The organism is Acidovorax sp. M2(2025), from assembly GCF_049330835.1.
GTDB lineage: Bacteria > Pseudomonadota > Gammaproteobacteria > Burkholderiales > Burkholderiaceae_C > Acidovorax.
In genome coordinates, this window is sequence record NZ_CP186262.1 from 1643730 (window position 1) to 1658562 (window position 14833).

Here is a 14833-nt window from a genome sequence, read left to right on the forward strand (position 1 = left end):
CGCACCCCGATTACGTGTATTGAAAAGCATCGTAGTGGACACAGATCAAGGCTTGCGCGTCCGCACCGGCCTCGAGCGCCGCCTCCATTGCGCGGCGGGCACCCCGCCGCAAGTGGGGGCAGCGCCTAAAATGGGCGGTTTTCATCCAGCGCCCCGGCGCCATTTCTTCTCCATGCCCAAGGCCACCACCCCGCCAGCACCGCCCGCCGAACCAGCCAGCTACGAGGCGGCCCTGGAAGAGCTGGAGCAGCTTGTGGCCCGCATCGAGGCGGGCCAGCTGCCGCTGGACCAAATGCTGGCGGGCTACCAGCGCGGCGCCACGCTGCTGGCGTTCTGCCGGCAGCGGCTGGAGGCGGTGCAGGACCAGATCAAGATCCTGGATGAAGGCCAATTGCAACCATGGAACCAGGAATGAGCGCTGTGCCCCTGACGGCCGCGGCCGGGTCTTTCGAGATGAACCCTTGGAGCCAGCACCACCTGGCGCGCGTGGAACAGGCGCTGTCGCAGTGGGTGGGGGTGGATGCCCCCGCCGGGCTGGGCGACGCGATGCGCTACGCGGTGCTCGACGGCGGCAAGCGCCTGCGGCCCCTGCTGGTGCTGGCGGCCTATGAGGCGGTGTGCAGCGGGGCGCCTGGCGAAGGCGCGCGCCCTGCGGAGTCCTCCAGCGCCGCGATGGACGCGGCGGCCTTGCGGGCTGCCATGGACGAGGCGGCCTTGCGGGCCGCGTGCGCCGTGGAGCTGATCCACGCCTATTCGCTGGTGCACGACGACATGCCGTGCATGGACAACGACATCCTGCGCCGCGGCAAGCCCACGGTGCATGTGCGCTTTGGCGAGGCGCAGGCCCTGCTGGCCGGTGACGCGCTGCAGGCGTTTGCGTTCGAGCTGCTCACCCCCGATGCCACCTTGATCCCTGCGGCCACGCAGGCCACCCTGTGCCGGCTGCTGGCCCGCGCTGCGGGCTCTGCGGGCATGGCGGGCGGGCAGGCCATCGACCTGGCCAGTGTCGGCGTGGCGCTGAACGAAGAGCAGCTGCGCCAGATGCACCGGCTCAAGACCGGGGCACTGCTGCAGGGCAGCGTGCTCATGGGAGCCGCCTGCGGGCAGGCACCCGCTGCCGCGCGCGATGCCCTGTCCGACTATGGTGCGGCCATGGGCCTGGCGTTCCAGGTGGTGGACGATATCCTGGACGTGGTGGCCGACTCGGCCACGCTCGGCAAGACGGCGGGCAAGGATGCCGCGGCCGACAAGCCCACCTACGTGTCGCTGCTGGGCCTGGCCTGGGCGCAGGCCCATGCCCAGGAATTGCTGGAGCAGGCCCAGGCGGCGCTGGCCCGCAGCGGCCTGGCGGACACGCGCGCCCTGGCCGCCCTGGCCGAGATGGTGGTGTCCCGCTCGCACTGAGCACACCTGCTGATGCGCCGCCCATGCCCTGTTCCGCCCGCGGTGGCGAAGTTCAAGAAAAATTGGCCCCTGGCGCTTGATTGACAAGCGCTGGCAGCTATAAAAAGTGTAGTAAATGTCCACGACGCCCTATCCCCTGCTGCAGACCATCAACGACCCGGCAGACCTGCGCAAGCTTTCGCGGCCGGACCTGAAGGCGCTGGCCACCGAGCTGCGCGAGTTCGTGCTGCAGAGCGTCTCGCAGACCGGCGGGCACCTCAGCTCCAACCTGGGCACGGTGGAGCTCACCATCGCGCTGCACCACGTGTTCCAGACGCCGTACGACCGGCTGGTGTGGGACGTGGGCCACCAGACCTACCCGCACAAGATCCTGACCGGGCGGCGCGATCGCATGCACACCCTGCGGCAGCTGGGGGGCATCTCGGGCTTTCCGCAGCGCGCGGAGAGCGAGTACGACACCTTCGGCACCGCGCACTCGTCCACCAGCATCTCGGCCGCGCTGGGCATGGCGCTGGCGGCCCAGCGCAAGGGCGAGAACCGGCACGCGGTCGCCATCATCGGCGACGGCGCCATGACGGCGGGGATGGCTTTCGAGGCGCTGAACAACGCCGGCGTGGCCGACGCCAACCTGCTGGTGGTGCTCAATGACAACGACATGAGCATCAGCCCGCCGGTGGGCGCGCTCAACCGCTACCTGGCCCAGCTGATGAGCGGCCAGTTCTACGCCAAGGCCCGCGACGTGGGCAAGAGCGTGCTGAAGAACGCGCCCCCGCTGCTGGAGCTGGCCAAGCGCCTGGAGCAGCAGGCCAAGGGCATGGTGGTGCCCGCCACGCTGTTCGAGAAGTTCGGCTTCAACTACATCGGCCCCATCGACGGGCACGACCTGGACTCGCTCATCCCCACGCTGGAGAACATCCGGGGCCTCAAGGGGCCGCAGTTCCTGCACGTGGTCACGAAGAAAGGGCAGGGCTACAAGCTGGCCGAGGCCGACCCGGTGGCCTACCACGGCCCGGGCAAGTTCGACCCCAGCGTCGGCCTGACCAAGCCCGCCACGCCGCCCAAGCAGACCTTCACCCAGGTCTTCGGCCAGTGGCTGTGCGACATGGCCGCGCGCGACGGGCGCCTGGTGGGCATCACCCCCGCCATGCGCGAGGGCTCGGGCATGGTGGAGTTTGAAAAGCGCTTTCCCGACCGGTACTACGACGTCGGCATCGCCGAGCAGCATGCCGTCACCTTCGCCGCGGGCATGGCCTGCGAGGGCGTGAAGCCCGTGGTGGCCATCTATTCCACCTTCCTGCAGCGCGGCTACGACCAGCTCATCCACGACGTGGCGCTGCAGAACCTGCCGGTGGTCTTCGCGCTGGACCGCGCCGGCCTGGTGGGGGCCGACGGCGCCACGCATGCGGGGGCCTACGACATCCCGTTCGTGCGCTGCATTCCCAACATGGCCATGGCCTGCCCGGCGGACGAACGCGAATGCCGCCAGCTGCTCACCACCGCCTTTGAACAAGACCATCCCGTGGCCGTGCGCTACCCGCGCGGCAGCGGCGCGGGCGTAGCGCCCTTGGCCGCGCTGGACGGGCTGCCTTACGGCCGGGGTGAAATCCGCCGCGAGCGCAAGGCCGCCGCAGGCGCCGGCAACGCCGCCCCGCGCATTGCCATCCTGGCGTTTGGCACGCTGCTGTACCCGGCGCTGGAAGCGGCCGAGCGCATCGATGCCACCGTCGCCAACATGCGCTGGGCCAAGCCGCTGGACGAGGCCCTGCTGCGCGACGTGGCCGAGCGCCACGATGCGTTGGTCACGGTGGAAGAGGGCGCGGTGATGGGCGGCGCGGGCAGCGCCGTGGCCGAAGCCCTGAACGCCATGGGCCTCGTGCGCCCCGTGCTGCAACTGGGCCTGCCCGACGTGTTCATCGAACACGGCGACCCCGCGCGCCTGCTGTCGCTGCAGGGGCTGGATGCGGACGGCATCCAGCGGGCGATCGAGCAGCGCTTTCTGGCAACTGCGCAGCCTGGGCCGGGGGCCTGAGACGCCGTGCTTTCCCTTGTGGCCCTGCCGCCCGGGGCCACAAGCCGGGCAACATGCTTGCAGAAGCCTGAAACCCCGCGGCCTTGCCCGAGCTTTCGCGGGAAAACCCCCAAAACCGCAGGGGGGCATGTTTCTACAATGAAGCCGGCTTAAAAGTCCTTGGCACGCCGCGCACAACGCGTGCTCCCAAGTTTCGCAATCACTATATCGGAGAGAACCTCATGGATCGTCGCTCAATCATCAAGCAGGCTGGCATCGCCGGCGTGCTGGCCGCAGGTGTGGCACCCGCCGTCCACGCGCAGGCCGCCATCCGCTGGCGCCTGGCCTCCAGCTTCCCCAAGTCGCTGGACACCATCTACGGCGGGGCCGAGGTGTTCTCCAAGGCCGTGAAGGCCATGTCCGGCGGCAAGTTCGAGATTTCGGTGCATGCGGGCGGCGAGCTGATGCCTCCCTTCGGCGTGGTGGACGGCGTGCAGCAAGGCACCGTGGAAATGGCCCACACCGTGCCTTACTACTTCTACGGCAAGAACCCCGCTTTCGCCCTGGGTTCGGCGGTGCCCTTCGGCTTCAATGCCCGCCAGATGAATGCCTGGATGCTGCACGGCAATGGCCGCAAGCTCATGAACGAGTTCTATGCCGGCTTCAACATGGTCAGCTTCGCGGGCGGCAACACCGGCACCCAGATGGGCGGCTGGTTCCGCAAGGAAATCAAGTCCCCCGATGACTTCAAGGGCATGAAGATGCGCCTGGGTGGCGGCCTGATCGGCGAAGTGATGCAGAAGCTGGGTGCGGTGCCCCAGAGCATCCCCGGCGGCGAAATCTACCAGGCCCTCGAAAAGGGCACGCTGGACGCTGCCGAGTGGGTGGGCCCGTACGACGACCAGAAGCTGGGCTTCAACAAGGTGGCACCGTTCTACTACTACCCCGGCTGGTGGGAAGGCGGCCCCGAGGTGGACTTCTTCATCAACCAGAAGGCTTTCGACGGCCTGTCGGCCGAGAACAAGGCCATCATCGAAGCAGCGACCAACGTGGCCCACATCGACATGCTGGCCAAGTACGACGCCCTGAACCCCACGGCCCTGAAGCAGCTGGTGGCGGCCAAGACCAAGGTGCTGCCGTTCTCGCAGGCCGTGATGGACGCTTCGTTCAAGGCTTCGATGGAAGTCTTCGCGGCCAACGACGCCAAGAGCCCCGAGTGGAAGAAGATCTACGCCGACATGCGTGCTTTCCAGCGCGACCAGGTGCTCTGGTTCCGCTTTGCCGAAGCCCGCTACGACTCGTTCATGTCGTCGCAGAAGCTCTGATCGGGCAGCCGGGATGGCAGCGCAGGCTGCCCTCCCGCGCATGGCAAAACCCGCCGTCGCTGGACTGGCGGGTTTTCTTTTTTTGGGCGGGGCTAACGCCGGGTGGCGTTGCTGGCGTGCCGGCGCCAGGCAAGCGCCGCAGCCACCATCGTGGCGCCGAACAGGGCCATGGATGCCGCGTTGAGCACCGCGCCGGCGGAGCGCCAGGCCGGGCTTTCCAGTCCCAAACCCAGGCGGACTGCCAGCGAAAGGTGCAGCGCCGCCAGGGGCCCATAAAACCAGTTTCCGAAGCGGAGCTTGATGCGGGCAATGGCCGGCAGGATGACCGGCGCATGCCCCATCATCATGCTCACGATAAAGCCCAGCCCCAGGGCGTGGAGTGCCACGTCGCGCAGCGCCAGTCCGAGCGCCGTGGCCGCCCAGGCCGCACCGGCAACGGCCAGCCAGGCATAGCCGCCCAGCAGGCACAGGGCCATGTAGCGGGCCAGCCCGTCGGACCGCACGGTGCGCCGCGCAATGTCGAAGACGCCAAGCCATGCAGCCAGCAGCAGCAACGACAGGCCGAACGCGACACCGCCCGCGCGTGGGTAGGCCGCCCCTGCGGCGGCCCCCGCGGCCATGAGGACCAGGACGAGCGCCAGCGCCACCTGGGCCCCCGGGCGGCGGCGCATCAACCGCGTCATCTCAAGCCGCTCGGCCGCGATGGTCATCACCAGGAAGGCAAACCACCAGGGCACGCTCGCGGGGTCGGTGGGCCGCAGGAGGAACGTGGTGCAGCCCACCAGCCAGGCCAGCGCGCTGAGCAGCAGCACCAGCGTGTGGGGTGCGCGCTGGCGCCACACCACCACCAGGTTGACGCCCACGAAAGCCAGGGCTGCCACAGCGAACAGCGCACCCGCCCAGGCAACGGCTCCCTGCAGCAGGCACAGCGCGGCCATGGACGAAGCCAGCGGCGCCAGCCACGCCAGCTTGAGCTTGACCGCCACGGCGCGTTCCATGCCGATGACGGTGCCCATGAAGCCGCAGATCATCAGCGCGCCGTGCGATATCGCTGCGCGGCCCATCCAGTCGCCGGCCCAGCCCGGGGCGGGGTGCAGGGCGCCCGCGCGCACAAGTCCACCGGCTACCGCACTCACCAGGGCCGCCAGGACCAGGGCGAGCAGCAGCGGTACCAGCGCGCTGGCCCGGCCGGGCGGCTGGAGGCGCCGCCGCGGCGGATGCTCCGGCGTGCCTTGTTGCGTCACCACCCCATGAAGCGCCGGGCGCTCTCGCTCATGCGTTCGGTGGTCCACGGGGGCTCCCACACGAGTTCGACGCGGATCAGCAGTTCGGCGGGAAGCTCGCGGTCCAGCTCGTTTTCGATCTCTTCCAGGATCAGGTCAGTCACCGGGCAGGCTGCCGAGGTCATGGTCACCTGCGCGTGCAAGGTGCCGTCTTCCACCGTGACGCCGTAGACCAGGCCGACATCGACCACGTTCAGGGAGACCTCGGGATCGACCACGCGGCGCAGCGCCCGGAGGGTGGGCTCCCGCAGTGCCTCGGGGCCTCGGTAGGGAAAGGGGGAGGAGCTCATGGCGCGTCCTGCTGCGATGGGGGGGATGGCGGGACCGCCGAGGTCCCCGGGCCCCATTATGGGGACGTTGAGGCGGGACTCGGCCCGGGCCTTGCAGTTGCTGCTCCAGGTTGCAGTGGGCTGGGCCGGATTGCCGGGAGCAACCCCGCTCGCGCACAGGCAAGAAAAAACCTCTGCAACGGAGCATCCGCTGCAGAGGTCCTGGGACCCGGGCACCAGGGCCTGGGCCGGATTTGCCTACCCTGGCGACAACCGCCGCGGGTTACTTCTTGTCGTTGGCCATGGAGTCCTGCAGGGCCTTCAACGGGTCGTCGGCTGCGGGAGCCGCTTCGGGCGTTGCGCTGGAGGCACCGTCCATGCCGGCCGTGGGATCGGGCGTTTCGGGCATGGCGCCCGGCATGGTGGCTTCCATCTCCATGCGGACCTTGTCCAGGTCATAGACCTCGGCCTTGTCCAGGCCGCTGGAGACGATGCCAGGGAACGCAATGATCAGGCCCACCATGCTCAGCTGGATCACCAGGAAGGGAATGGCGCCCCAGTAGATCTGCGGCGTGGTGACGGGCGCGATCATCTTCTTGGTGATCTTGTCCATGTACTCCTTGGTGGGAGCCACGCTGCGCAGGTAGAACAGCGCAAAGCCGAACGGCGGGTGCATGAACGAGGTCTGCATGTTGACGGCCAGCAGCACGCCGAACCAGATCAGGTCGATGCCCAGCTTGTTTGCCACCGGGGCCAGCAGCGGCACCACGATGAAGGACAGCTCGAAGAAGTCCAGGAAGAACGCCAGGAAGAACACCATGATGTTCACGACGATCAGGAAGCCCAGCTGGCCGCCGGGCAGGCCCGACAGCAGGTGTTCGACCCACAGCGGCCCGTCCACGCCCTGGAAGGTCAGGCCGAACATGGTGGCGCCCACCAGAATGAACACCACAAAGCACGACAGCTTGGTCGTGGTGGTGATCGCCTGCTTGAGCAGCGACATCGACAGCCGGCCGCGCGCGATGGCCATGATGCCGGCGCCCAGGGCGCCCATGGCGCCACCTTCGGTGGGTGTTGCCACCCCCAGGAAGATGGTGCCCAGCACCAGGAAGATCAGCAGCAGCGGCGGGATCAGCACGAAGGTCACGCGTTCGGCCACGCGCGAGAGCAGGCCCATGCGGGTGATCTTGTTGATGCTTGCGGCCACGAAGGCCAGCGCCACGCCAAAGCACATGGACACCACGATGGTTTCGTCCAGCGCCACCGTTTCCACGGTCTCGCCCGACCACCAGCTGTGCAGGGCCGCCATGTGCTTGGCCACATAGATGGAAGCGGCCGTGCAGATGGCGGTCAGGACCAGCAGCGACGGCACGCCGCTCTTGCCGTTGTCGTCCTTGAGCGTGCGCGCCTCGGGCGGCAAGGCGGGCACCCACTGGGGCTTGAAGATGGCCAGCAGGATCACGTAGCCTGCGTAGAAGCCGGTCAGCATCAGGCCGGGCAGGAAGGCGCCCTTGTACATGTCGCCCACGCTGCGGCCCAGCTGGTCCGCAATGATGATCAGCACGAGCGACGGCGGAATGATCTGTGCCAGCGTGCCCGAGGCGGCGATCACCCCGGCTGCCAGGCGGCGGTCGTAGCCGTAGCGCAGCATGATGGGCAGAGAGATCAGGCCCATCGAGATCACCGAGGCGGCGACCACGCCCGTGGTGGCGGCCAGCAGCGCGCCGACGAAGATCACCGCCAGGGCCAGCCCGCCGCGGATGGGGCCGAACAGCTGGCCGATGGTGTCCAGCAGGTCCTCGGCCATGCCGCTTCGCTCCAGGATCAGCCCCATCAGCGTGAAGAACGGAATGGCCAGCAGGGTGTCGTTCTGCATGATGCCGAAGATGCGCAGCGGTACGGCCTGCAGCAGCGCTTCGGGCAGCACGCCCAGCTCGATGCCGATGAAGGCAAAGAACAGGCCGCAGGCGCCCAGGCTGAAGGCCACCGGAAAGCCGATCAGCAAGAAGCAGATGAGCCCCGCGAACATGATCGGGGCCAGGTTGTGTGCAATGAATTCCATGGTGTGTGCTCCGCTCAGACGGCTTCGGTCTTGTTGTTGTTCTTGCCGTTGCCCTTGGCGGCCTCCGCCAGGTTGCGGATGGATTCGGCCAGCTCTTCTTCAGCCGTCTTTTCGGCTTTCTTGACCGTGGGGTCGTCGATGAGGCCCTGTAGGAAGCCCAAACGCTTGATGAGCTCCGAGATGCCCTGCAGCCACAGCAGCGCAAAACCCAGCGGCATCATCAGGTACACCGGCCAGCGGATCAGGCCGCCCGCGTTGTTGGACATTTCGCCCGAGGCCAGCGCGCGGGTGAAGAAGGGGATGCCGTACCACAGCACGGCCGCGCACATGGGCGTGAGGAACACGATGTAGCCGAAAACGTCGATCCAGATTTGCGTGCGCTTGGAAAAGCGGCTGGATACCACGTCCACCTTCACGTGCTCCCCCTGCAGCAGCGTGTAGCCCGCCGCCAGCAGGAACGATGCGGCAAACAGGTACCACTGCACTTCCAGGAACGCGTTGGAACTGGTGTTGAAGGCCTTGCGCACCACCGCGTTCACGCCGCTGATGACGGTGGAGGCCAGGATCAGCCAGACCACGTATTTGCCGACCTGGGTGTTTAGCCAGTCGATCCCTCTTGATAACTTCAATAGAGCCTGCATGGTGTCTCCAAAAAAAGGCTGTGCATGCGATAGGCCGGCGCGCGCTGGGTAGGCGCAGGGCCGGACAAACTTTTACAACGGCGCGATTCTACGGAGCACTGTAGGCAGACCCTGACGGATGCGTGACGGTGTTATCCCTTGTCAGATATTGGTTTTGTAGCTATTGAAATGCTAGCAATTAGGGTTTGTTCCTAGCGCTCCCGGGCGTGTTCCCGGCGCGGGCACCGTCCTTCTTGCGTGCAAACCGCCACCAGGGCAGCACCCGGCTCATGGCCAGCACTTCGCCGCAGTGCAGGGGGGTGTAGCCGGCCAGGGTGGCCATCTGGGCGTGCCACGCCGGCGTCTGCAGCAGCGTGCGCAGCGCCTGGGTTGCCGGCTGGTCCAGGCTGGCCTTGAGGCAGGCCAGGTGGTAGCGCTCCTGCAGCAGCGGCACGAAACCCAGTCCGCGGGCGCGTGCGGCCAGCTCGATGCCCATGCCCACATCGGCCGTGCCCGCGGCCACGGCCTGCGCCACGGCCGTGTGCGAGGGCTCGTCGCGCGTGTAGCCCGCAATATGCTGGACGTCCAGGCCGGCCTGGGCCAGCAGGTCGTCCAGCAGCACCCGTGTGCCCGAGCCCAAGGGCCGGTTCACGAACCGCGCGCCGGTGCGGGCCACGTCGGCCAGGCTGGCCAGCCCCAGCGGGTTGCCGGGTGCCACGATCAGGCCTTGCGTGCGGCGGGCAAAGCCGATGATCTTGTGCAGCCCCGGCTGCAGCAGCGGCTTGTAGGTGCGCGCGGTCAGCGACGGGGCGGCGGGCTGCTCCACCGTGTGAAAGCCGGCCAGGGTGCAGCGGCCCTCGTTCAGGGCGCGGATGGCATCCACACTGCCCGTGAACCGGATGTCCAGGTGCAGCGGCGCGTCGGCATCCGACTGCGCGGCGGCGTGCGCCCGCAGCGCCACCAGCGCGTCGTCGTGGCTGGCATACAGGGTGAGCACATGGGCATGTTCGTCAAATGCCACCGCAAAGGCGCGTTCCAGGTCGGCATGCAGCGCAGCGATCTGCGGCGCCAGCCGCGCCTGCGCCTGCCGCTCGGCCCACAGCAGCTTGCTGCCAAAGGCGCTGAGCTGCGCGGCCTGGCCCTTGCCCCAGACAATCAGCTCGCCGCCCAGCTGCTCCTCCCAGCGCTTGAGCGCGCCCCACACATGGCGGTACGACAGGCCCAGGGCACGCGCCGCGCCGGAGATGGAGCCGTGTTCGGCCACCGCCTGGAGCATCTCGGGCAGTGGATTGCGGATGAGTGCGTCGCCCGCATCGCGGCTGAGCGTGTAGTGAAGCTGGACCCTATGCACAAGTGTTCATATCGCTGGATATTGGCAGGGTGCCTACGATAGCCCATCCCCCTGCCTGCCGATGTCCACCTTGTCCGAAAGCGCGAACACAGCGCTGCAACTCACCCTCTCGCTCGACCCCACCCTCTGGGCCATCGTGGGCCGCTCTTTGTCGGTCAGCGCGACCGCGTGCCTCATGGCGTGCGGCGCGGGCCTGGTGCTGGGCGCCTGGCTGGCCGTGGCCCGGTTTGCCGGCCGGGGGGCTGCCCTGGCGGTGCTCAACACGCTGCTGGCCGTGCCGTCGGTGGTGGTGGGCCTGGTGGTTTATCTGCTGCTGTCGCGCAGCGGGCCACTGGGCGCGCTGGGGTGGATGTTCAGCTTCAAGGCGATGGTGCTCGCCCAGGCGCTGCTGGTGCTGCCGGTCGTCACGGCCCTGACGCGCCAGGTGGTGGAAGACGCCGAGCGGGCGCATGGCGAGCAGCTGCGCTCGCTGGGCGCCGGCCCGCTGCTGCGCAGCCTGCTGCTGGCCTGGGATGAGCGCTACGCGCTGCTCACCGTGCTGATCGCCGCGTTCGGCCGCGCCATTTCCGAGGTGGGGGCGGTGATGATCGTGGGCGGCAACATCGACGGCTTCACGCGGGTGATGACCACCGCCATCGCGCTGGAAACCAGCAAGGGCGACCTGCCGCTGGCGCTGGCGCTGGGCCTGGTGCTGCTGGCGGTGGTGCTGGCGCTCAACGTGCTGGTGGGTCTGCTGCGCCGCTGGCGCGAGCGGGTCGACGGGGCTGCTTCCGCCACGCCGGTCGGGGTGGCGGCATGACGCCGGCGTTGACCGTCGCCTGGGTGGACCTGCAGCAGGTGTCGGTGCGCTACGGCGCCGTGCGCGCGCTGGACCAGATCACGCTGCGCATTGCCGCGGGCGAGCGCGTGGCCCTGGTGGGGGCCAACGGCAGTGGCAAGAGCACGCTGCTGCGCGTGCTCCACGGCCTGGCCGATGCCACGGGGGGCGGTTTCCAGTGCCAGTCCGCACTGGGCCAGGCCATGCTCTTCCAGCGCCCGCACATGCTGCGTACCAGCGCGCAGAACAACGTGGCGCTGGCCCTGTGGCTGCGCGGCACGCGCTGGCGCGAGGCCCGCGCACGGGCGCTGGCCGCCCTGGCACGGGTGGGCCTGGCGGGCATTGCGGCGCAGAACGCCCGCACCTTGTCCGGCGGGCAGCAGCAGCGGGTGGCGCTGGCCCGGGCCTGGGCCCTCCAGCCGGACGTGCTGCTGCTGGACGAGCCCACGGCCAGCCTCGACCCCCATGCCAAGCGCGAGGTGGAGGCGCTGATGGCCGACTTCGCTGCGGGCCACGGTGCGCAAGGGCCCGCCCACCCCGTGACCATGGTGTTCAGCAGCCACAACCTGGGCCAGGTCAAGCGCCTGGCCAGCCGTGTGATCTATCTGGAGCATGGACGGCTGGTGGCCGACCTGCCCGTGCACGACTTCTTCAACGGCCCCCTGCCGGAGGCCGCCCGTCTGTTTGTCAAAGGAGAACTGGTATGAGTTTCAAGTGTTTTTCGGCTGCAGGGCTTGTACATAAAGCGCTGGCAGCTATTGTTTTGGTAGCATCTGGTGCCGTGTGGGCGCAGAGCATCACCATGGCCTCCACCACGTCCACCGAGCAATCCGGCCTGTTCGGCCATCTGATGCCGGAGTTCAAGAAGGCCAGCGGGCTGGACGTCAAGGTGGTGGCACTGGGCACCGGCCAGGCGCTGGACATGGGGCGCCGCGGTGATGCCGACGTGCTGTTCGTGCACGACCAGGCGGCGGAGGAGAAGTTCGTGGCCGAAGGCTGGGGCGTCAAGCGCTACCCCGTGATGTACAACGACTTCATCCTGGTCGGCCCCACGAACGACCCCGTAGGGACCCAAGGCAAGGACATCGTGGCGGCGCTGCGCAAGCTGGCGGCCGCCAACGGCAACTTTGTCTCGCGCGGCGACAAGAGCGGCACGCACGCGGCCGAGCTGCGCTACTGGAAGCTGGCGGGGGTGGAGTCGGCCAAGGGCAGCGGCTACAAGGAATGCGGCTGCGGCATGGGCCCGGCGCTCAACATCGCGGCCTCCAGCGGCGCCTACGTGCTGGCTGACCGGGGCACCTGGCTGAACTTCAAGAACCGCGCCGACCTGGCCATCCTGGTCGAGGGCGACACCAAGCTCTTCAACCAGTACGGCGTGATGGTGGTGAACCCCGCGAAGCACCCCCACGTGAAGGTGCAGGATGCGCAGAAGTTTGTGGACTGGATCGTGTCGCCCGCGGGCCAGCAGGTCATTGCCAGCTACAAGATCGGCGGCGAGCGGCTGTTCTTCCCCAACGCGAACAAGTAAGCCCCCTGCGAACCTGTTCAAAATCTTTTCGGGGATCGCATTGAAGTGCAATCGGGAGGAGTGGATGCTTCGGATGCGCCGCATGGGCTCGTGCCCATGCAAGCAGCCGGGGCGTCCAATCACCCGATTTCACTCCAACCCTTCGGGCGAGTGCCTTGCCGGGCGGTCTGCGGCGTTGCGGTGCTTGTTGATAGCCAAGCTATCAACTGCACCCCGCGCCTTGCATCCCATCCCGGCAAGGCACTTGTGCGACCCCGAAAAGATCTTGAACAGGTTCTGAGCCGCTTCGCGCCTTCCCCCCAAGGGGGACGCCACCGGTGGCCCGGCGAAGCCGGTTCCACGGTGGCACTGGCTTGGTTCGCGCCAGTTGCCAGGTGTCGAGGGCGGTGCGAGGCCCTCGGCACGGTAGGTCGGGTTAGCCCGGCAGGGCGTAACCCGACACCCGCAGCTCAGTCGTCATCCCGGTGGTGAGAGCTGCGCCAGATCGCCCGCACCAGCCACAAGCCGCAGACCACGGCCCCCGTGAACCCCAGGAAGCCGAACGCCGGCAGCCCGAACAGCGTGGGGCCGCCCTTCACGGTCATCACGATGGACGAACCGATGATCAGCGCCGCGATCACCAGCGCCATGGCCAGCCGGTTGGCGGAGCGGTCGATCTGGTCGCCCACGCGCTTGAGGTGGGCCAGGTCGATGCTGACCTGCAGGCGCCCGCGCCGTGCGTTGCGCAGCAGCCGCCCAAGGTCGTCGGGCAACTGCTCCACGGTGGTGAGCGCGCGGCGCAGCGTGCTCCAGGCGCGGCCGGCCAGCTTGCGGGGTTCGTAGCGCTTGCGCACCACCTCCTTGAGCAGCGGCAGCGCTTCGGAGGCCATGTGGAAGTCCGGGTCCAGGTTGCGGCCCATGCCTTCGAGCGAGATGAAGGCCTTGATCAGCAGCGCCAGGTCGGAGGGCAGGCCCAGCTGGTGCTCCCGCAGGATGGCCGTGACGTCGGCCAGCATCTGCCCCAGGCTCAGCTGTGCCAGGGGGACGCCGTGGTACTGGTCCACGAAGGCCTCGATCTCCGTCTCCAGCTGGCCGATGTTCACGCCCTGCCCGTTGTCCGTCCAGTCCAGCAGCACGTCGGCCACCGCTTGGGGCCGCTGTTCCACCAGGCCCAGCAGCAGCTGCAGCAGCTCGTCGCGGCGGCGTTGCGACAGGCGTCCCACCATGCCGAAGTCGATGAAGGCAATGGCGTTGCCAGGCAGGTAGAACACGTTGCCGGGGTGGGGGTCGGCGTGGAAGACGCCGTCCTGCACGATCATCTGCAGCACCGCGCGCGCCCCGCGCTGCGCGAGCAGCGTGCGGTCGAATCCCGCCTCCGGGGTGAGCGCCGCCAGCGCACCGCCCGGCGTGCCGTCGATGAAGTCCTGCACATTGATGCGCTCGCGCGTGTGCTCCCAGTCCACGCGCGGAATCACGATGTAGGGCAGGGCGGCCATGTTGGCGGCAATGCGTTCGGCCTGACGGCACTCGCCGGCCAGGTCCAGCTCCCGGCGCAGCGAACGCGCGAACTCGTGCACCAGCTGCTGGGGCCGGTAGGGCTTGAGCGCGGGCAACTCCGTCTCGGCCAGGGCGGCCAGGCGCTGCAGCAGCCGCAGGTCGGCCTGGATGGTGTCGGCAATGCCGGGGCGGCGGATCTTCACCACCACCTCGCGGCCGTCGTGCAGCCGGGCGCGGTGCACCTGGGCGATGGAGGCCGCCGCCAGCGGCGTGGTGTCAAACCAGGCAAAGACCTCTTCGGGCTCGGCGCCCAGGTCTTCGCGCAGCTGGGGCCGCAGCGTTTCCAATGGCACGGCGGGCACATGGCTGTGGAGCTTTTCGAACTCCGCTATCCACTCCGGCCCGAACAGGTCGGCCCGGCCCGCCAGGATCTGGCCGAACTTCACGAACGCCGGCCCCAGCTCCTCCAGCGCCAGCCGCACCTGCACGGGCGGCTCCAGCCGGGCCAGGTCGGCGGCGTGCGCCCAATTCAGCGCCTGGCCCGCACGCTCGAGCTTGTCGGTCAGGCCAAGCCGGCGCACGGTGTCGCCAAAGCCATGGCGCACCATCACGCCCAGGATTTCTTTCAGGCGCCCCAGGTCGCGCGCGGTGTCCAGCGTCTCGATGAGCATGGCGTGGATGATAGTTCCC

Annotated in this window: 13 protein-coding genes; 7 read left to right on the forward strand and 6 right to left on the reverse strand. The window is 68.3% G+C overall.

What is annotated here, in order from left to right:
* Positions 1–172: 172 nt before the first annotated feature.
* The 4 genes from ACOYR3_RS07545 (at position 173) to ACOYR3_RS07560 (ending at position 4737) form a co-directional block, all read left to right on the forward strand.
* A complete protein-coding gene (locus ACOYR3_RS07545) occupies positions 173–415 on the forward strand; it encodes an exodeoxyribonuclease VII small subunit (protein WP_291487938.1) in 243 nt (80 codons plus the stop codon).
* Positions 412–1404: a polyprenyl synthetase family protein gene (locus ACOYR3_RS07550; RefSeq protein ID WP_422845837.1), complete on the forward strand. Its 993-nt coding sequence runs from the start codon at positions 412–414 to the stop codon at positions 1402–1404. The genes ACOYR3_RS07545 and ACOYR3_RS07550 overlap by 4 nt, the downstream gene beginning before the upstream one ends.
* Positions 1405–1519: 115 nt before the next feature.
* The gene (dxs, locus tag ACOYR3_RS07555) at positions 1520–3433 is read left to right on the forward strand and encodes a 1-deoxy-D-xylulose-5-phosphate synthase (RefSeq protein ID WP_422845838.1); all 1914 of its coding nucleotides are present in this window, start codon (positions 1520–1522) and stop codon (positions 3431–3433) included.
* Between the two features lie 221 nt (positions 3434–3654).
* On the forward strand, positions 3655–4737 hold the full coding sequence (locus ACOYR3_RS07560) for a TRAP transporter substrate-binding protein (RefSeq protein WP_422845839.1): 1083 nt from the start codon (positions 3655–3657) through the stop codon (positions 4735–4737).
* Positions 4738–4829: 92 nt separating this feature from the next.
* On the opposite strand, the gene ACOYR3_RS07565 is transcribed toward ACOYR3_RS07560, so the two are convergent.
* From ACOYR3_RS07565 to ACOYR3_RS07585, 5 genes are all read right to left on the reverse strand, one after another.
* Entirely contained in the window at positions 4830–5981 is a 1152-nt protein-coding gene (locus ACOYR3_RS07565) for a hypothetical protein (RefSeq protein ID WP_422845840.1), read from the reverse strand.
* Entirely contained in the window at positions 5978–6310 is a 333-nt protein-coding gene (locus ACOYR3_RS07570; RefSeq protein WP_422845841.1) for a metal-sulfur cluster assembly factor, read from the reverse strand. The genes ACOYR3_RS07565 and ACOYR3_RS07570 overlap by 4 nt, the downstream gene beginning before the upstream one ends.
* A gap of 262 nt (positions 6311–6572) precedes the next feature.
* Complete coding sequence (locus ACOYR3_RS07575) at positions 6573–8351, reverse strand: TRAP transporter large permease (protein WP_422845842.1); 1779 nt, start codon at positions 8349–8351, stop codon at positions 6573–6575.
* 14 nt (positions 8352–8365) lie between these two features.
* Positions 8366–8992, reverse strand: a complete 627-nt coding sequence (locus ACOYR3_RS07580) for a TRAP transporter small permease subunit (protein ID WP_422845843.1) — start codon at positions 8990–8992, stop codon at positions 8366–8368.
* 178 nt (positions 8993–9170) lie between these two features.
* Positions 9171–10322: a substrate-binding domain-containing protein gene (locus tag ACOYR3_RS07585; RefSeq protein WP_422845844.1), complete on the reverse strand. Its 1152-nt coding sequence runs from the start codon at positions 10320–10322 to the stop codon at positions 9171–9173.
* A 61-nt stretch (positions 10323–10383) separates the two neighbouring features.
* Here ACOYR3_RS07585 and ACOYR3_RS07590 point away from each other — a divergent pair, with 61 nt between their 5' ends.
* The 3 genes from ACOYR3_RS07590 to ACOYR3_RS07600 all read left to right on the forward strand — a co-directional run bounded on the left by ACOYR3_RS07590 (position 10384) and on the right by ACOYR3_RS07600 (position 12667).
* Positions 10384–11121, forward strand: a complete 738-nt coding sequence (locus ACOYR3_RS07590; protein ID WP_422845845.1) for an ABC transporter permease — start codon at positions 10384–10386, stop codon at positions 11119–11121.
* A gap of 8 nt (positions 11122–11129) precedes the next feature.
* A complete protein-coding gene (locus ACOYR3_RS07595; protein ID WP_422846547.1) occupies positions 11130–11846 on the forward strand; it encodes an ATP-binding cassette domain-containing protein in 717 nt (238 codons plus the stop codon).
* Between the two features lie 95 nt (positions 11847–11941).
* Positions 11942–12667, forward strand: a complete 726-nt coding sequence (locus tag ACOYR3_RS07600) for an extracellular solute-binding protein (protein ID WP_422845846.1) — start codon at positions 11942–11944, stop codon at positions 12665–12667.
* A 449-nt stretch (positions 12668–13116) separates the two neighbouring features.
* Here the strand turns inward: ACOYR3_RS07600 and ACOYR3_RS07605 are convergent, their stop codons facing one another.
* Positions 13117–14814 carry an ABC1 kinase family protein gene (locus ACOYR3_RS07605; protein ID WP_422845847.1) on the reverse strand — a complete coding sequence of 566 codons (1698 nt, stop codon included), beginning with the start codon at positions 14812–14814 and terminating at the stop codon, positions 13117–13119.
* Positions 14815–14833: the final 19 nt, after the last annotated feature.